The 18,471-nt window shown below is 61.4% G+C and carries 18 protein-coding genes and 1 tRNA gene; 2 read left to right on the top strand and 17 right to left on the bottom strand.

Annotated elements, in window-relative coordinates; genetic code table 11:
• Positions 1–86: 86 nt before the first annotated feature.
• Positions 87–162 (bottom strand) — tRNA-Lys (locus FJ867_RS24825).
• A 300-nt stretch (positions 163–462) separates the two neighbouring features.
• On the opposite strand from FJ867_RS24825, the gene FJ867_RS24820 reads away from it, so the two are divergent.
• Positions 463–933, top strand: coding sequence for a BA14K family protein (locus tag FJ867_RS24820; RefSeq protein WP_181168437.1), 471 nt, complete (start codon positions 463–465; stop codon positions 931–933).
• A 95-nt stretch (positions 934–1,028) separates the two neighbouring features.
• Here FJ867_RS24820 and FJ867_RS24815 read toward each other — a convergent pair whose 3' ends face one another.
• The 16 genes from FJ867_RS24815 to FJ867_RS24740 all read right to left on the bottom strand — a co-directional run bounded on the left by FJ867_RS24815 (position 1,029) and on the right by FJ867_RS24740 (position 17,784).
• Positions 1,029–1,367, bottom strand: coding sequence for a DUF6882 domain-containing protein (locus FJ867_RS24815; RefSeq protein ID WP_246675106.1), 339 nt, complete (start codon positions 1,365–1,367; stop codon positions 1,029–1,031).
• Positions 1,368–1,521: 154 nt separating this feature from the next.
• Entirely contained in the window at positions 1,522–3,015 is a 1,494-nt protein-coding gene (gene glpK / locus FJ867_RS24810) for a glycerol kinase GlpK (protein WP_140560931.1), read from the bottom strand.
• A 93-nt stretch (positions 3,016–3,108) separates the two neighbouring features.
• Complete coding sequence (locus FJ867_RS24805; RefSeq protein WP_140498786.1) at positions 3,109–4,833, bottom strand: ABC transporter substrate-binding protein; 1,725 nt, start codon at positions 4,831–4,833, stop codon at positions 3,109–3,111.
• Positions 4,834–4,915: 82 nt separating this feature from the next.
• On the bottom strand, positions 4,916–5,203 hold the full coding sequence (locus tag FJ867_RS24800) for a DUF2160 domain-containing protein (protein WP_140498788.1): 288 nt from the start codon (positions 5,201–5,203) through the stop codon (positions 4,916–4,918).
• A 2-nt stretch (positions 5,204–5,205) separates the two neighbouring features.
• Positions 5,206–6,126 (bottom strand): carbohydrate ABC transporter permease, encoded by a 921-nt coding sequence (locus FJ867_RS24795; RefSeq protein WP_140498790.1) that lies wholly within the window; start codon positions 6,124–6,126, stop codon positions 5,206–5,208.
• Position 6,127: 1 nt separating this feature from the next.
• Positions 6,128–6,994 carry a sugar ABC transporter permease gene (locus FJ867_RS24790; RefSeq protein ID WP_140498792.1) on the bottom strand — a complete coding sequence of 289 codons (867 nt, stop codon included), beginning with the start codon at positions 6,992–6,994 and terminating at the stop codon, positions 6,128–6,130.
• A complete protein-coding gene (locus FJ867_RS24785; RefSeq protein ID WP_140498794.1) occupies positions 6,995–8,062 on the bottom strand; it encodes an ABC transporter ATP-binding protein in 1,068 nt (355 codons plus the stop codon).
• A gap of 10 nt (positions 8,063–8,072) precedes the next feature.
• On the bottom strand, positions 8,073–9,152 hold the full coding sequence (locus FJ867_RS24780; protein ID WP_140625088.1) for an ABC transporter ATP-binding protein: 1,080 nt from the start codon (positions 9,150–9,152) through the stop codon (positions 8,073–8,075).
• Between the two features lie 36 nt (positions 9,153–9,188).
• Complete coding sequence (glpD, locus tag FJ867_RS24775) at positions 9,189–10,715, bottom strand: glycerol-3-phosphate dehydrogenase (RefSeq protein ID WP_140498798.1); 1,527 nt, start codon at positions 10,713–10,715, stop codon at positions 9,189–9,191.
• A gap of 124 nt (positions 10,716–10,839) precedes the next feature.
• A complete protein-coding gene (locus tag FJ867_RS24770; protein WP_140515319.1) occupies positions 10,840–11,607 on the bottom strand; it encodes a DeoR/GlpR family DNA-binding transcription regulator in 768 nt (255 codons plus the stop codon).
• A 128-nt stretch (positions 11,608–11,735) separates the two neighbouring features.
• On the bottom strand, positions 11,736–13,145 hold the full coding sequence (locus tag FJ867_RS24765; protein WP_140625087.1) for an aspartate aminotransferase family protein: 1,410 nt from the start codon (positions 13,143–13,145) through the stop codon (positions 11,736–11,738).
• 99 nt (positions 13,146–13,244) lie between these two features.
• Positions 13,245–13,976: a peptidase gene (locus tag FJ867_RS24760; protein ID WP_140498804.1), complete on the bottom strand. Its 732-nt coding sequence runs from the start codon at positions 13,974–13,976 to the stop codon at positions 13,245–13,247.
• Between the two features lie 133 nt (positions 13,977–14,109).
• Complete coding sequence (locus FJ867_RS24755; protein WP_140498806.1) at positions 14,110–14,904, bottom strand: transglutaminase family protein; 795 nt, start codon at positions 14,902–14,904, stop codon at positions 14,110–14,112.
• 7 nt (positions 14,905–14,911) lie between these two features.
• Positions 14,912–15,853: an alpha-E domain-containing protein gene (locus tag FJ867_RS24750; protein WP_140525347.1), complete on the bottom strand. Its 942-nt coding sequence runs from the start codon at positions 15,851–15,853 to the stop codon at positions 14,912–14,914.
• 111 nt (positions 15,854–15,964) lie between these two features.
• A complete protein-coding gene (locus FJ867_RS24745; RefSeq protein WP_181165357.1) occupies positions 15,965–17,377 on the bottom strand; it encodes a circularly permuted type 2 ATP-grasp protein in 1,413 nt (470 codons plus the stop codon).
• Positions 17,378–17,547: 170 nt separating this feature from the next.
• Positions 17,548–17,784, bottom strand: a complete 237-nt coding sequence (locus FJ867_RS24740) for an Lrp/AsnC family transcriptional regulator (protein ID WP_010909609.1) — start codon at positions 17,782–17,784, stop codon at positions 17,548–17,550.
• A gap of 264 nt (positions 17,785–18,048) precedes the next feature.
• Between FJ867_RS24740 and FJ867_RS24735 the strand changes: the two genes are divergently transcribed.
• The gene (locus tag FJ867_RS24735; RefSeq protein ID WP_140515316.1) at positions 18,049–18,468 is read left to right on the top strand and encodes a DUF4864 domain-containing protein; all 420 of its coding nucleotides are present in this window, start codon (positions 18,049–18,051) and stop codon (positions 18,466–18,468) included.
• Positions 18,469–18,471: the final 3 nt, after the last annotated feature.

Genomic DNA, 18,471 nt, shown 5'->3' with positions numbered 1-18,471 from the left:
ATCGACAACCCGTTCGGCACGAGGTTGTCACCCATGTCTTAGGTACATTCTGTTACCTATGTCTTCGGGCCGTACACGGGACTGAGTGGTGAGCGCGATGGGATTCGAACCCATGACCTACTGATTAAAAGTCAGTTGCTCTACCGGCTGAGCTACGCGCTCCCGTGGGCTGGAAACGGCGCCCTCGAAATTGCGCGGAACATAGGGAGAGTGCCTCGACCGGTCAACCGGAAAAAACGGGGCCACCAAGCCATGCGTTCCCGCCGTGCCGGCTCTCCCGGCCGGCCGTTTCGGCAAGGACATGCTGAACCTTTGCCAGCCAGGCGAAGACCCTGTGGCCTCCATCGATCCCAAACCGGAGAAACATTACAAATCAGCAACTTGCCTTTTTTTCCAGGAACAATTCGCGAGCGTGTCCGTTTCCTCCGCCACAAGGGACGTCAACCTCTCAAGGAGAAGATCATGAACAAAGTCCTGTCGGGTTTGCTGGCGACCACACTGTCAGCTTCCTTCGCAGTGGCGGCGGCCATGCCGGTCGAAGCCGCACCGGCCTATGTGCCGCAGCCTGCATCGGTCTCGTTCGATGTCCAGACCGTGCAGTACAGGCCCTGGGAGCGGCGCCGTAACTTCCGCGGCGAGTTTCGCGGCAACCGCAACTTCTACCGCGACAACCGCGGAGCCTACTGGAACGGCCATCGCGGCTACCGTGAATATCGCCCGGGCTATCGCCGTCACGGCGATTTCTGGTTCCCGCTGGCTGCTTTCGCCACTGGCGCGCTGATAACCGGCGCGATCGCCAACAACCGGAACCGCGTCTATGAAGGCAATTCGCATGTGCAGTGGTGCTATGACCGTTACCGTTCCTACCGCGCATCCGACAATACGTTCCAGCCGTATAACGGCCCGCGCCAGCAGTGCATTTCACCCTACTGATGGGCGACAGTGTTCGTGGGATAGAAAGTCAAAGCCCGTGCCGGAAATGGCGCGGGCTTTCTGTCGTGCGAGGACGGTCCCCGGGCAGGCTGTGATCAGCTGGCCCAATTAATGGTCTTGAAGACATAATAAAGTGCGCCACCTTCACCACGGGGTGATCGGTACGCTCCGACGGCATCGCAAATTCGAACCGTGACGGCCGCCAATTCCCAACCCAGCACTTCCAGCTGATCCCCATCTATCACGTAAGCCTGAGCCAGTTCGTCAATGCCGTTCTTCTCGCCGAAGAACCGAACCAGCTTTGCATCTCTAAGAAGACTATCGGGCAGATTTGAATTTGCCCACGCCCAGAGCCAGTTCTGTGCCTTGACATTCGTGGAACCGGCGATCTGGATTTCGGTGATCACGTTGATCGCTCCGTCCTTGGAGAACAAGAGCTTTCCGTTGCTCAAGTCATAGCGACCAGTGGCCGATGCGGAATTCTTCCTCCAAGCGCTTATTCTTGGCCTCAAGTTGTTTGATAGCCTCGGCGCGCCAAGCAGAGTACCAGTTTGGCTTCATTTCCCCCTCGCCCGATCTGACTGTTGGTTATGGCACGCTCAGCGTCCTGCGAACAGCATCGCGCCACCCCGCCAGCTTGGCCGAGCGTACCGCTGGTTCCATGTCCGGTCTGAAGCGCCGGTCGAGCGCCCATGTCTTGGCGAATTCCCGCGCCTTCGGCCACACGCCCGCCTTCGAGCCGGCGAGCCAGGCGGCACCGAGCGCGGTTGTCTCCAGAATGGTCGGACGGTCGACCGGAGCGTCGAGAATGTCGGCCAGTCGTTGCATGGTCCAGTCGGATGCCACCATGCCACCATCGACCCGAAGCACCGTCTTGGCCGCCGTACCCTTCCAATCCTTGCGCATGGCATCGAGCAGGTCGCGCGTCTGGTAGGCCACGGATTCGAGCGCGGCGCGGGCAAACTCCGGCGGCCCCGAATTGCGGGTCAGGCCGAAGATCGCGCCCCGCGCCTCGGCATCCCAGTGGGGCGCGCCGAGCCCGACAAAGGCCGGCACCAGATACACGTCCTGGGTCGGATCGGCCTCGGCCGCCAGCTTGCCGCTCTGTTCGGCCTTGCCGATCACCTTGATGCCGTCGCGCAACCACTGCACGGCGGCGCCGGCGATGAAGATCGATCCTTCCAGCGCATAGGTGGTCTTGCCGTTCAGCCGATAGGCAATCGTGGTCAACAGCCGGTTCTTCGAGCGCACCAGGTCGGTGCCGGTGTTGAGCAGCGCGAAACAGCCGGTGCCGTAGGTCGATTTCATCATGCCGGGCTCGAAACAGGCCTGGCCGATGGTCGCGGCATGCTGGTCGCCGGCAACGCCGAGGATCCTTATCTCGGCGCCAAAGAGATTTTTCTGCGTGATCCCAAAATCATCGGCGCAGTCCTTCACCTCGGGGAGCATCCTTGCCGGAATGTTCAGGATGGCCAGCAGCTCGTCGTCCCAGGCATTCTTCTCGATGTTGTAGACTAGCGTGCGGGAGGCGTTTGTGGCGTCGGTGGCATGCACCCTGCCGCCGGTCAGGCGCCAGATCAGGAAACTGTCGATGGTGCCGGCCAGCAATTCGCCTTTCTCGGCGCGTCTCCTGGCGCCTTTCACCTTGTCCAGCATCCAGGCTATCTTCGTGCCGGAGAAATACGGATCGAGCAGCAGGCCGGTCTTCCTGGTGAAGGTCTTTTCCAATCCCTGCTTCTTCAGCTTCCGGCACAGCGGCGCGGTGCGCCGGTCTTGCCAGACGATCGCGTTGTGGATCGGCTTGCCGGTCGCCCTGTCCCAGATGACGACGGTCTCGCGCTGGTTGGTGATGCCGAGCGCGGCGACGTCCGATGCCTCCCGCCCGGCATTCTTCAATGCGCCCTTGACGGTCGCCACGACGCTGGCCCAGATATCTTCCGGGTCATGCTCGACCCAGCCGGAAGCAGGATAGTGCTGGGTGAATTCTTGCTGGCTGCTGCCGACGACTTTCATGTCGCCGTCGAACAGAATCGACCGGCTCGATGTCGTGCCTTGGTCGATTGCCAGGACAAAGCCATTCATTCGCACTTCCTCCGTCACGACACAAAGAAGGGAGACGGCAACGTGCCGCCTCCCTGAATTTTACACGGGCGCGAACGCCCGCATAGGTCAGTCCTACTTCTGCCAGCTCTTGACCAGCTCGTCATAGTTGATGGTCTGGGGCTTCTCCTTCTCGTTCTCGATCTTGAGCTGAGGAGCGAGATTGCCGGCCTTGACCGCGTCGGCATTCCAGTAGGCGAGATCATGTTCCTCGGCGAGCTTCGGCCCGATATCGCCCTGGACGCCGGACCTCTCGATGCGGCCCATGACCTTCTCCTGCTCGGCGCAAAGCGAATCCATCGCTTCCTGCGCACTCTTTGCGCCCGACGAGGCATCGCCGATCGCCTGCCACCACAGCTGTGCCAGCTTCGGATAGTCCGGCACGTTGGTGCCGGTCGGCGACCATTGCACGCGGGCCGGCGAGCGATAGAACTCGATCAGGCCGCCGAGCTTCGGCGCGCGCTCCGTGAAGCTCTTGTCGTGAATGGTGGAGTCGCGGATGAAGGTGAGGCCGACATGGCTCTTCTTCACGTCCACCGTCTTCGAGGTGACGAACTGGGCGTAGAGCCAGGCGGCCTTGGCACGGTCGGTCGGGGTCGACTTCATCAGCGTCCACGAACCGACATCCTGGTAGCCGAGCTTCATGCCGTCCTTCCAGTAGACACCGTGCGGCGACGGAGCCATGCGCCATTTCGGCGTGCCGTCGTCGTTCATGACGGGCAGGCCGGGCTTGACCATGTCGGCGGTGAAGGCCGTGTACCAGAAGATCTGCTGGGCAACATTGCCCTGCGCGGGAACCGGACCGGATTCCGAGAAGGTCATGCCCTGCGCTTCCTGTGGTGCGTAGGCCTTCAGCCAATCGAGATATTTCTGGATCGAGTAGACGGCGGCCGGGCCGTTGGTGTCGCCGCCCCGCGCCGTGCAGGAGCCGACCGGCTGCGATTTCTCGTTGACCTTGATGCCCCATTCGTCGACCGGCAGGCCGTTCGGGATACCCTTGTCGCCATTGCCGGCCATCGATAGCCAGGCATCGGTGAAGCGCCAGCCGAGCGACGGGTCCTTCTTGCCATAGTCCATATGGCCGTAGACCTTCTTGCCGTCGACGTCGCGGCCGGTGAAGAACTCGGCAATGTCCTCATAGGCCGACCAATTGACGGGAACGCCGAGATCGTAGCCGTACTTGGCCTTGAAGTCGGCCTTGTTCTTCTCGTCGTTGAACCAGTCGTAGCGGAACCAGTAGAGGTTGGCGAACTGCTGGTCGGGAAGCTGATAGAGCTTCTTGTCCGGAGCGGTGGTGAAGGAGGTGCCGATGAAATCCTTCACATCGAGGTTCGGATTGGTGACATCCTTGCCTTCGCCCGCCATCCAGTCGGTCAGGTTGCGCACCTGCTGGTAACGCCAGTGGGTGCCGATCAGGTCGGAATCGTTGACCCAGCCGTCATAGAGGTTCTGGCCAGTCTGCATCTGGGTCTGGATCTTTTCAACGACGTCTCCTTCCTGGATGACGTCGTGCGTGACCTTGATGCCGGTGATGGCGGTGAAGGCCGGAGCCAGAACCTGCGACTCGTATTGATGCGTCGTCAGCGTTTCCGACACGACCTTGATATCCATGCCGGCGAACGGCTTGGCGGCGTCGACGAACCACTGCATTTCCTTTTCCTGATCGGCGCGCGAAAGCGTCGACAGATCGCCTATCTCCTTGTCAAGAAAGGCTTTTGCCTCGTCCATGCCGGCATAGGCGTTGCCCACGCCGAGCAAGAGGACAAGGGCGGTCGTAGATGTCAATAATTGCCGTCGCATTGTGTTTCCTCCACGTTTGAAAAGACTTCAAGTGCGATCTGGAGAGGCCGCCAACAAGCGGCCGCTCCAACAGTTTCCCCCTCTATACGTAGCGGAAGACGCCGATGGCGTAGACCACGGAGAGAGCGAGAGCCCACCACAGGCTGGGTCCGACAAGACCCAGCCAAGCGAGATGGATGAAGGCGCTGCCAAGCAGCGAAACGAAGAGACGATCGCCGCGCGTCGTCTTGAAACGCAGCACGCCGATGCGCGGATCGCCGCCGGGCGAGGCATATTCCCAGACACCCATGCCGACCAGCAGCAGCGCTATGACGGCGAAGAAGGCGGCCGTCGGCCAGGTCCACGCCATCCAGGAGAAGTCGAGGTTCATGGTCACACCCTCCCCAGGGCGAAGCCCTTGGCGATGTAGTTGCGAACGAACCAGATGACGAGCGCCCCGGGGATCAGCGTCAGCACCCCGGCGGCTGCCAGCAGCCCCCAGTCCATTCCCGACGCCGACACGGTGCGGGTCATGGTAGCGGCGATCGGCTTGGCATCGGTGGTGGTCAGCGTGCGGGCGATGAGCAGTTCCACCCATGAGAACATGAAGCAGAAGAAGCAGGCGACGCCGATGCCGCTGGCGATCAGCGGCATGAATATCTTCACGAAGAAACGCGGAAACGAATAGCCGTCTATGTAGGCCGTTTCGTCGATCTCCTTCGGCACTCCGGACATGAAGCCCTCAAGGATCCACACCGCCAGCGGCACGTTGAACAGGCAGTGCGCCAGCGCCACCGCGATATGCGTATCGATGAGGCCGAATGCCGAATAAAGCTGGAAGAACGGCAGCGCGAACACCGCCGGCGGTGCCATGCGGTTGGTCAACAACCAGAAGAACAGATGCTTGTCGCCGAGGAAGCGGTAGCGTGAGAAGGCGTAAGCCGCCGGCAGCGCCACGGCGACCGAGATCACCATGTTCATCACCACATAGGTGATCGAATTGATGTAGCCCGAATACCACGACGCATCGGTGAAGATGATGGTGTAGTTGCGCAGCGTCGGCGCATGCGGATAGAGCGTCAGCGAATTGACGATCTCCGCATTGGTCTTGAAGCTCATATTGATGAGCCAGTAGATCGGCAGCAGCAGGACGATGATGTAGAGCGTCGGCACGATCCACCACCAGCGCGATTCCTCGCCACGGCGGCGCATGCGCCTGTCCAGCTCGCTCTGCGACAGCGAACTGGCGAGTCTTTCCGAAGCGGCGGTCCCGTTCACCAGGTTGCGCTCGGTACGTTCGTTGGCGCCGGCCATATCAGCGTTCCGCGTCGTAGTTGGTCATCACGGTGTAGAACACCCACGACAACAACAGGATGATCAGGAAGTAGACCAGCGACATCGCCGCCGCCGGACCGAGGTCGAACTGTCCGAGCGCGGTCTTGACGAGGTCGATCGACAGGAAGGTCGTCGAATTGCCCGGACCGCCGCCGGTGACGACGAAGGGCTCGGTGTAGATCATGAAACTGTCCATGAAACGCAGCAGCACCGCGATCAGAAGCACGCGCTTCATCTTCGGCAACTGGATGTAGCGGAACACCGCCCAGCGCGAGGCGCCATCGATCTTGGCCGCCTGGTAGAAGGCGTCGGGGATCGAGACCAGGCCGGCATAGCAGAGCAGCACGACGAGGCTGGTCCAGTGCCAGACGTCCATGATGATGACGGTGACCCAGGCGTCGAACGGATCCTGCACGTAATTGTAGTCGATGCCGAGCGCGTTGACGTAGTAGCCGAGCAGGCCGATATCGTTGCGGCCGAACACCTGCCAGATCGTGCCGACGACATTCCACGGGATCAAGAGCGGCAGCGCCATCAGCACCAGGCAGACCGGCACGCCCCAGCCCTTTTTGGGCATGTTGAGGGCAATGAAGATGCCGAGCGGCACTTCGATCGCCAGGATGATGAAGGAGAAGATCAGGTTGCGCACCATGGCTTCCCAGAAGCGATCGGAATGCAGCAACTCTTCGAACCATTCGGTCCCCGCCCAGAAGAAGACGTTATTGCCGAACGTGTCCTGTACCGAGTAGTTGACGACGGTCATCAGCGGGATAACGGCCGAGAACGCCACCAGCACGAGCATCGGCAGCACGAGGAACCAGGCCTTGTTGTTCCAGGGCTTTTCCATTTACGCCCCCATCTCGACACGCCAGGAATCGGCATAGATGTTGATGCCGGCTGGGTCGAACCGCACTTTTGGATCGGCGGGAACGGTTTCGTCCTCGCCGATGACGGCCGCGATCTCGCGGCCTTCCAGACTGGCGCGCACGACCTTGTGGCGGCCCACATCCTCGACCTTGCTGACGTGGACGGCCATGCCATCGCGGCCGAGCCTGACATATTCAGGACGGATGCCGAGTTCGACGACGCCGCTTCCGGCCTTCGGCGCGCCTGGCAATTGGATGCGCTGGGAACCAAGCGTCGCTGTCTTGCCATCGATCGCTACCGGCATGACGTTCATGCCGGGCGAGCCGATGAAGTAGCCGACGAAGGTGTGGCGCGGCCGCTCGAACAGCTCGGCCGGCGTGCCGATCTGCACGATGCCGCCATCATACATGACCACCACCTGGTCGGCGAAGGTCAGCGCCTCTGTCTGGTCATGCGTAACATAGACCATGGTGTAGCCGAAGCGGCGGTGAAGCTGCTTCAACTGCGAGCGCAGCACCCACTTCATGTGCGGGTCGATGACGGTCAGCGGCTCGTCGAACAGGATCGCATTGACATCCGAGCGCACCAGTCCGCGGCCGAGCGAGATCTTCTGCTTCTGGTCGGCGGTCAGGCCCCTCGCCTTCTTCCTGGCCCAGTCTGCCAGATCGATCATGTCGAGCGTCTCGCGCACCTTGCGGTCGACGTCGGCCTCCGGAACGCCGCGGTTGCGCAGCGGGAAAGCCAGGTTGTCGTAGACGGTCATCGTGTCGTAGATGACCGGGAACTGGAACACCTGCGCGATGTTGCGCTCCTGCGTCGACAGTCTCGTGACATCCCTGCCGTTGAACAGCAATTGGCCGTGCGAGGGGTGGAGCAGGCCGGAAATGATGTTCAGCAGCGTGGTCTTGCCGCAGCCGGATGGGCCTAGCAGCGCATAGGCGCCACCGTCCTCGAAAGTGTGGTGCACCTCCCGCAGTGCGAAATCCGCATCGGTACGCGGGTTCGGCAGATATGAGTGCCTGACATGGTTGACGTCGATGCGCGCCATCGTTTTCTCCTCAGGCCGCCAGCTTTGCCGCGGCCACGGCGACGCCGTGTTGGTCGAAAACCATGATGTGACGCGGGTCGATGAACACTTCGACCACTTCGTCGGTCTCGAAATCGCGGATGCCATGGGTCAGCATCACCCAGCGCGCGTCGGCGAAATCAAGATGGATGAAGCTTTCCGAGCCGGTGATCTCGGTGATGGTGACCTTTGCCCGCACCGGCACGGCACTCGCATCCGGCCGCTCGAGCGACAGATGGTGCGGCTGGAAGCCGATCGTGTAATTGCCGTCGGCAATGCCGACAAGTTCCGGCGGCACCGGCAGCTTGACGCCGCCCTCCAGCAGGAAATCGGGTCCGTTCTTGGCCAGCACGATCGTGTTGAGCGGCGGATCGGCGAAGGTCCTGGCCGTCACCAGGTCGACCGGTTTGCGGAACACCTCGATGGTCGGGCCGAACTGGGTGATGCGGCCTTGCGACAGCGTCGCCGTATTGCCGCCGAGCAGCAGCGCCTCGTGCGGTTCGGTCGTGGCATAGACGAAGATGGTACCGGCGGCGGCGAAGATCCTCGGCAGTTCTGCGCGCAATTCCTCGCGCAGCTTGTAGTCGAGATTGGCGAGCGGCTCATCGAGCAGCACCAGGCTTGCATTCTTGACGATGGCGCGCGCCAGTGCGGTGCGCTGTTGCTGGCCACCGGACAGGCTGAGCGGCGTGCGGTCCAAATAGGGCGTCAGCTTGAGCAGGGCAGCGGCTTCCCGCACCTGACTGTCGATCCTGGCCTTCTCGACGCCCGCTACCCGCAATGGCGAAGCGATGTTTTCGTAGACGCTCATCGCGGGGTAGTTGATGAACTGCTGGTAGACCATGGCGATCTTGCGCTTTTGAACAGGCTGTCCGGTGACGTCCTTGCCGTCGAACCAGACCGAGCCGGAAGTCGGCGCGTCGAGGCCGGCCATCAGCCGCATCAGGCTGGTCTTGCCGGACAGCGTCGGCCCGAGCAGCACGTTCAGCGAGCCATGCTGGAGCGTCAGCGACACGTCGCGGATATGCTCCACCGCGCCGACCGTCTTGGTGACGTTCCTCAGTTCCAGCATGATGCCTCCTCCCAGGCCGTGTGCATCAGCAGCCCTTCATTCCGCGGCCGCGACGTGGCGGCGGCTTATGCCGCGCATGAATTCATCCAACGCCGCCGTCTGCTCGCGGCTGAAATGCAGGCCGCGCTTGGTCCGGCGCCACAGCACATCTTGCGATGTGACGGCCCATTCGTTCTCGACGAGGTAGCGCACCTCGGCCTCGTAAAGGTCGGCGCCGAAATTGCGGCCGAGATCGGCATTCGATTTGGCAAGGCCAAGCAACATCTGCGCGCGCGTGCCGTAGAGCCGCGTGAGCCGACGTGCCAAACGCTGGTCGAGAAAGGGATAGGCGCTCTTCAGCCTCGCCACTTGCGCATCAAAACCGGTCGCCGCGAAATCGCCGCCCGGCAGCGGCGCATTTGCCGTCCACGGCTTGCCGCGCCTGCCGAGAAAGCCTTCGATCTTCTCCAGCATAGATTCCGACAGCCGGCGATAAGTGGTGATCTTGCCGCCGAACGTGTTGACGATCGGGGCTGTGCCCTCGCCGCCATCGGCCTTCAGCACATAGTCGCGTGTCGCCTCCTGCGCCTTGGAAGCGCCATCGTCATAGAGCGGACGCACGGCCGAATAGGTCCAGACGATATCCGACCGCTTGACGGGTTGGGCGAAATACTCGCTTGCCGCCGCGCAGAGATAGTCGATCTCGGTGTCGCTGATCTTCACGTCGTGCGGATCGCCGGGGTAGTCCTGGTCGGTGGTGCCGATCAGCGTGAACTCGTCCTCGTAAGGAATGGCGAAGATGATGCGGCCATCCTTGTTCTGGAAGAAATAGGCGCGTGGATCGTCGAATTTCTTCGCGATGACGATGTGACTGCCCTGCACGAGACGGACATTGTGCACATCGTTGAGGCCGACGACGCCGGAAAGCACATGATCGACCCAGGGGCCGGCGGCATTGACCAGCAGCCGCGCCTTGACCTCTTCGGTCTCGCCGGTCCGCAGATTTTCGATCCTGATCGTCCACAGCCCGCCTTCGCGGCGCGCCCCGACCACCTTGGTGCGGGTGCGGATGGTCGCGCCCCGGTCGGCGGCGTCACGCGCGTTCAGCGTCACCAGCCGCGCATCGTTGACCCAGCCGTCGGAATATTCGAAGGCCTTCTTGAACAATGGTTTCAATGGCTTGCCGGCAGGGTCGGTGGCCATGTCCAGGGTCCTGGTCGCCGGCAGCAATTTGCGCCCGCCAATATGATCGTAAAGGAAAAGGCCGAGCCTGATCAGCCAGGCCGGACGCAGGCCCTTGGCATAGGGCAGCACGAAGCGCATCGGCCAGATGATGTGCGGCGCGTTCTTCCACAGTACCTCCCGTTCCATCAGCGCTTCGCGCACCAGGCGGAATTCGTAGAATTCGAGATAACGCAGGCCACCATGGATCAGCTTGGTCGAGCCTGAGGAGGTTCCGCTGGCGAGATCGTCCATCTCGGCCAGAAATACCGAAAACCCGCGGCCGGCGGCATCACGGGCAATGCCGCAGCCATTGATGCCACCGCCTATGACGAAAATGTCACGGATCGAAGATGCGTCCACCAATTCCTCCAGCGATTTCGCATTGCACCATTTGGCTCTTTTGCGAAACCGTGGCGGAATTATTTCGAACTCATAACGAATGTCAAACGAAATATCACAAGCTCGTGAAAGCGCTGCAACGTCCTCAATCGAGCGAGGTTTCGATCAGTTGAACCTCGGCCTCCTGGCAGATCTTGCGCACCGAGGGGATATCGCAGCGGTCGGTGATGAAGGTGTTGACCTGCGACAGATGGCCGATGCGAACCGGTGCCGTGCGCTCGAATTTGGTCCGGTCGGAGACCAGGATGACGTGCCTGGCATTGGCGATAATGGCTTGCGCGACCTTGACCTCGCGGAAATCGAAATCGAGCAAGGCGCCGTCATGGTCGATCGCCGAGGCGCCGATGACGGCGTAGTCGACTTTGAACTGCCTGATGAAATCCACCGCCGCCTCGCCGACGACGCCGCCATCCGAGCCGCGAACCACCCCGCCCGCGATCACCACCTCGATCGAAGGATAGATGCGCATCCTGTTGGCAACATTGATGTTATTGGTGATGACCATGAGGCCGCTGTGATCCAGCAGCGCCTTGCTGACCGACTCCGTCGTGGTGCCGATATTGATGAACAACGAGGCATTGTCCGGGATCAGCCTGGCGGCCGCGCTGCCGATCGCCTCCTTCTCCTCGGCGGCGATCTTGCGCCTGGCTTCGTATTCCATGTTCTCGATGCCGGAAGGAAACAAGGCGCCGCCATGGATGCGCGACAGCAACCGCTGGTCGCAAAGATCGTTGAGGTCCTTGCGGATGGTCTGCGGCGTGACGTTGAAGTGGGTGGCCAGATCGTCGACCAGAACGCGGCCGTGATCCTTGGCCATTTGGACGATTTCGGCATGGCGCGGCGACAGATACATCTGAAGACCTTTTGCTTTCGTTTTTCTTGATCATAGACGAAAACGAAAGCAATGAAAAGGCGTAAGCCGGCTAATGGAAACCGCATGATAGCAAAGGCAAACTTGGACGCAGTTCCGACTCAGCAGCCTCAGGTTAATCCGCGCGCGATTTCGGTGATGGCGGCAAAAGCCGAATCGACATCCGCCGCGGTCGCCTCGAACTGGCCGACCTGGAAGCGGATGGCGACGCGCCCGTTCACCCTGGTCTGTGTCAGGTAGATGCGTCCGTCATCATTGATCGCATTGACCAGCCGGAGATTGTGCTCGTCGGCATCGGCTCCCTCCGCCTTGTGCCGGAACGAAAACAGCGACAGCATCGGCTCGGTGACGATCTCGAAGTCCGGCTCGTCGGCCAGGCGCGCTGCCAGGCCTTCGCTCCAGGCGACGTGGTTGCGGATCATCGTGCGCAGGCCTTCCAGTCCATAGGCACGCAGCAGGAACCACAGTTTCAGCGCGCGGAAGCGGCGGCCGAGCGGCACCGACCATTCGGAATAGTTGACGATGCCGTCATGACCGTGCGTCTTCAGATAATCCGGCTTGATGGCGAGCGTTCTGACATGGCTTTCGGGGTCGCGCAGGAACTGGATCGAGCAGTCGAACTGCGCGCCCAGCCATTTGTGCGGGTTGAAGACGATAGAATCCGCCTGCTCCACACCGGCCCAGAAATGCCGGTATTCCGGGCAGATCATCGCCGATCCCGCCCAGGCGGCATCCACGTGAAGATAGACCCCGTGGCGTTTGGCGATCGCGGCGACGCCGGCGATATCGTCAGTGCCACCGGTGCTGGTGCCGCCGACGCAGGCGATGATACCCGCGGGCAGCAGGCCTGCCTTCTTGTCGGCGACGATCGCCGCCTCGAGGGCCGCTATGTCCATGGCGCGAAAGCGACCGGCGACTGGAATGCGCACGAGATTGTCCTCGCCGATGCCGGCCACCCAGATCGCCCGGTCGATCGAGGTATGCACCTGATCCGACGAATAGATGCGCAACCGCGCCTGCCCCGCCAGGCCCTTTTTGTTGCCTTGCCAGTCGAGCGCGCGTTCGCGCATCGTCAGCACCGCCGCCAGCGTCGCCGAGGAGGCAGAATCCTGGATGACGCCGGAAAAACCTTCCGGCAGGCCGAGCGCCTGGCGCATCCAATCGACAGTCCGAGTTTCGAGTTCTGTCGCCGCCGGCGAGGTCTGCCACAGCATGCACTGCGCGGCCATTGCCGAGACCAGATACTCAGCCACCACAGAAACTGGTGCCGCGTTGGCCGGAAAATAGGCGAAGAAGCGAGGATGCTGCCAATGCGTCATGCCCGGCACGATCTTCTCCTCGAAGTCGGCGAAGATCCTGTCCATCGGCTCCGCGTCTTCGGGCGGCGAGGCTTCTATGCTCCTGAATATGTCGCCGGACTCGATCCGCGGCCGCACCGGGCGCTGGCGCAGCGTTTCACGGTAGTCGGCGCCCCAGTCGGCGGCCCGCCGCGACCATTGCCGGAAATCGTCACTGTTCATCCTGTCCTCCCGACATGATCGCTTCACCGGCGCCCTTCGCCCCGGTTGTCAAAAACCACTGTTAAACATTTGCAACCACCGGAGAAATCCGGCGCGTCCTTATCCCGGAAAATCCGGCAGACTGGCAAACGCCGTCTTCAAGGCGCTCGACCATCCCTCGGAGATCGTGCGGTAGTACGGGTCGTCATGACCGATCCGTTTCTTCAACCCGACCTGGAAGGCATCCTTTTCCAGGAAAAGCAGATCCAGCGGCAGCCCGACCGACAGGTTCGACTTCAGCGTGGAATCGAACGATACCAGAAGCAGCTTCACGGTCTCCGCGAGACTCATCGACCGGTCATAAGCGCGAATGATGATCGGCTTGCCGTATTTGGTCTCGCCGATCTGGAAAAAGGGCGTGTCATCGGTCGATTCGATGAAATTGCCCTCGGGATAGATCATGAACAGGCGCGGTGCGCTGCCCTTTATCTGGCCGCCCAGGATGAAGGAGGCGTTGAAGTAGGAATCGGCCTTGTCGCCGGCGGGCGAGGAATGGGCGATGACGTCCTTGACGGTTTCGCCGACCAGCCGCACCGTCTGGTACATGGACGGCGTTTCGAGCACTGCCGCGTGCCGGTCGCCAACCGCCTTGGTGCGCTCGTCGAGCACGCTGATCACGGCTTGCGTCGTCGCCAGATTGCCGGCCGACATCAGCACGATGACGCGCTCACCGGGATCTTCCCAGACATGCATCTTCTTGAAGGTGGAGATCGAGTCCATGCCGGCATTGGTGCGCGTGTCCGACATGAACACGAGCCCGCGATCGATCTTGAGGCCGACGCAATAGGTCATGGTTTACTCTTCCGGCAGCGAACCGTAAAAACCGCGTCGCGTCGGAACGGATCCATGCGGCGCGCTCAGGTCCTTGTTTTCATGCATGTCGTCACCCAAACCAAGGTGGCGTTGGACGACCTGCATCGGGTGACTACTGCTCCACCGTGACGGTGACGGCAAGCCGCTCTTGCGCCTCTCCCAGCAGAATCCCCGAAACCGGCGACGCATCGCGATAGTCGCGCCCCGTCGCCACTCTCACATAGCGCTCATCAGGAGAGATACCGTTGGAGGGGTCGAAGGCAACCCAGCCGAGGCCCTGAACATGCGCTTCGGCCCAGGCATGGCTTGCCGCCTGCTCGATGGCCGCGTCCATCATCAGATAGCCGCTGACATAGCGTGCCGGGAAACCCATGGCGCGGGCGGTGGCGGCAAAGATATGGCTATGATCCTGGCAGACCCCGGTTTTCAGCGCGAGAGCCTCTTCAGCCGGGGTCGTCGCATTGGTGGTGCCCGGCGCATAGGCGACCCGCTCGGAGATGATAGCCATCAGACGGTGCAGTCTTTCGATATCGGTGCCCTTGCCGGCTGCCTCGGCGAGTGCGCGAATGCCATCGCCGATCATGGTCAAAGGCGTCTCCTGTGCGAACAGCCAGAGCGGCGCGAATCCCTGATGCGGCCCACAAACCCCCGATGTATCGCGCGTCACCACCTCGCCTGACGCCTCGACCGTAATGAAATCATGGTCACCCTCGACGCTCAACAATCGGGTGTCATTGCCGTAGTGGTCGGCAAATCGCACTTCCTCGCGCGCGCCTTCTACCTTCAGGGCCCAGGACAGCACGGTCTGCGTGCGCCCGCTCACCGGAAGCAGCCGCAGCCGCTGCAGCAGGTACTGCACCGGTGCGTCGTAACGGTATTCGGTCCGATGGGTGATCTTGAGCCGCATGGCCTCCTCAATAGAACCTGTAATCCTGCGCGATCTCGTCGCCGAGCCTGGTGTTGTCGCGAATGAAGCCGGCAAGGAATTCATGCAGGCCGGCGTCGAAAATATCCTTGATCGAGCCTGCCTGCAGCATGGCCTGGGTCTTTTCCGCCGTCGCATGGCAGGGATGGCGCCCGCCATAGTCGTCGCCGAGGAACTTCAGGTGCTCGGCCAGGAAGCGATAGCAGAAGGTCAGCGATCGCGGCATGCGCACATTGAGGATCAGATAGTCGGCGATGTTGGTCGGCTTGTAGTCGGCGTCGTAGACCCAGCGGTAGGAGCGGTGCGCCGATACCGAGCGCAGGATCGATTCCCACTGGTAATTGTCGAGCGTCGAGCCGACCCAGGAGATCGACGGCAAGAGCACGTAGTACTTCACGTCGAGGATGCGCGCCGTATTGTCGGCGCGCTCGACATAGGTGCCGAGCTGCGAGAAATCGAAGATCTCATTGCGCAGCATGGTGCCGTAGAACGAGCCGCGGATCAGCGCCGTTTCGCGCTTAATCGCATCGAGCACGTTTGGCAGGTCACGCTCGTCGATCGGCCTTGCCAGCATGCGCTTCAGCGCCATCCAGGCCTCGTTAATGCTTTCCCAGGTCTCCCGCGTCAGCGCGGTGCGCACCATGCGGGCATTGTGGCGTGCCGTCTCGATCGACGACATCGTGCTCGACGGGTTCGACGTGTCGCGCAACAGGAAGTCGGCTACATCGGCCGCCGTATAGTCCTGATACTTCTGCGTGTAGGCGACGTCGGAGCCGGCGCTGAGCAGCACCGAATTCCACTCTTCCGACGCGCTCTGCGTGCGCGTCAGCGCCATGCGCAGGCCCGCATCGACCAGGCGCGCCATGTTTTCCGCACGCTCGATATAGCGGTTCATCCAGTAGAGCCCGTTGGCGGTACGGCCGAGAAGCATGGAGTGGCCCTTCGGGCTAGCGAGTAGGGAATGTTCGAGTTTCGATTGGATACGGCATTGTTCTGTCCCCTCTGATACCAACTACTGCCTACTGCCTACTGACTACTCATCTCAATCATCCAGCACCCAGGTATCCTTCGTGCCGCCGCCTTGCGAGGAATTGACCACCAGAGAGCCCTCCTTGAGCGCGACGCGCGTGAGCCCGCCCGGCACGATCTGGATGCGGTCGGAGACCAGCACATAGGGTCTCAGATCGACATGGCGCGGCGACAGGCCCTTTTCGGTCAGGATCGGACAGGTCGAGAGCGCCAACGTCGGCTGGGCGATGTAATTGGACGGCTTGGCCTGCAGCTTCTTGGCGAAATCCTGGCATTCGTTCTTGGTCGCCGCCGGTCCGACCAGCATGCCATAGCCGCCTGAACCGTGCACTTCCTTGATCACCAGCTCATCGATGTGTTCGAGTACATATTTCAGGCTGTCCGGCTCCGAACAGCGCCAGGTCGGAATATTGCCGAGGATCGCCTTGCGGCCGGTGTAGAATTCGACGATCTCGGGCATGTAGGAATAGATCGCCTTGTCGTCGGCGATACCGGTTCCCGGCGCATTGGCGATCGTAATGTTGCCGGCCCGGTAGACATCCATGATGCCAGGCACGCCGAGCGCGGAGTCCGGCCGGAAAGTCAGCGGATCGAGGAAGGCATCGTCCACCCGGCGATAGAGCACGTCGATCTGCTTGTAGCCTTCGGTCGTGCGCATCGCGACATGACCGTCCACCACGCGCAAATCCTGCCCCTCGACCAGTTGCACCCCCATCTGATCGGCCAGGAAGGCATGTTCGAAATAGGCGGAGTTGTAGCTGCCGGGCGTCAGCACGGCGATGGTCGGCGTGCCCTTGGCGTTCTGCGGCCGCACCGCCGCCAGCGACTGGCGCAAAAGCTGCGGATAGTTCTCCACCGGCCGCACCTTGATTTGTTGGAACAACTCGGGGAAGAGCTGCATCATCGTCTCGCGGTTTTCCAGCATGTAGGAAACGCCCGATGGGGTGCGCGCATTGTCCTCCAGCACGTAGAACTCGTTTTCGCTGATGCGCACGATGTCGACGCCGATGATGTGGGTGTAGACGCCGGCTGGTGGCCTGACCCCGATCATCTCGGGCAGGAAGGCTTCGTTCCTGGCGATCAGGTCGCGGGGAACGCGTCCGGCCCGCAGGATTTCCTGGCGGTGATAGATGTCGTCGAGAAAGGCGTTCAGTGCCTGCACGCGCTGCTCGATGCCTTGCGTGAGGCGGCGCCACTCATTGCCAGAAATGATGCGCGGAACGATGTCGAAGGGGATAAGCCGCTCGGAGGCTTCCTGCTCGCCATAGACGGCGAAGGTGATGCCGGTTTTGCGGAAGACGCGTTCGGCGTCCTGCATTTTCTCGGTAAGCCTGGCCGGGTCCTGCTCTTTCAGCCAGCGATCGTAAGCCGAATACGGTCTTCTAAGTCCGGAGACCTCCGGAAGCATTTCATCGAACGCTGCCAATCGCATACTCCCCTGTGACGCCATTTCACTGGCGCCGCTGGAGAAAATCAAGCGTAATCGGTGATTTGAGGGATGCGGACGATCAGTATGTCGCCCCTGCCTAAAATTGAGGCAGCTGAAATATGAGCTTGGTCAGGCTTTGCCTCATGCCCGGGCAATGGGTTCCGACGCTAGAAGGCGCGAAAAGTGACGACGGTGAACGTGTCCTTGATGCCGGGGAGAATCTGCACCTTCTCGTTGACGAAGTGGCCGACATCCTCCTCGTCGTCGACATAGAACTTGGCGAGCAGATCGTAATTGCCGGCAGTGGAGTAGATTTCCGAGGCGATCTCGGCGTCGGCGAGCGCGCTGGCAACCTCATACGACTTGCCCAGTTCGCATTTGATCTGCACGAAAAACGCCTTCATGGCTCCGCCCTGCTAAACGTCCAATCCAAGCGGCCCTTCTGGCAGACTGGAGGCGGGCTTTCAAGCGCTGGAACGGTACTTAGCCGGTTCGGGCGTTGGCCACGCCTCCCGCAATTCCGCCAAGGCTGCCTGGACTTCGTCGCGCGACAACACTGAATAATCGCCGCCGGTGAAACCCTGAAGCGCCACCAAACGTATGTTAGGATGCCTGCACGGGCAGGATTTTTCGAAAGGCAAGTTCTCGAAAGACAAGGGAAACAGGCTATGCGCCGCACGCTTTTCGCATTCGCATTCCTTCCTCTCCTCCTGCCCTTGTCGGCGTTTGCCGGCGAGGCCGAGATCAAGGCGGCGCAAGCGGCCATTGACGGCCAGCTGAGAGCGTTCCTGGCCGATGACGGCGTCACGGCCTACAGCTTCGCCGCACCGAACGTGAAGCGGATCTTCCCGACCGTCGACACCTTCATGAACATGGTGACCAACGGCTACGCGCCGGTGCGCAACCCACGGAGCTACTCGTTCGGCAAGGTCGAGGAGACGGGTCCGACCTCGATCATCCAGCAGGTGCTGATCGTCGGCCCTGACGGCAAGGACTACGAAGCTGTCTACACGTTGGAGCGACAGCCCGACGGCAAGTTCCAAATCACCGGCTGCAGCCTGCGCGCGTCGAATTCCCTGAGCACCTGAACC

The sequence above is a fragment of the Mesorhizobium sp. B2-5-3 genome (genome assembly GCF_006441005.1).
Taxonomy (GTDB): domain Bacteria; phylum Pseudomonadota; class Alphaproteobacteria; order Rhizobiales; family Rhizobiaceae; genus Mesorhizobium.
This window is presented reverse-complemented; position numbering and strand designations above follow the sequence as displayed.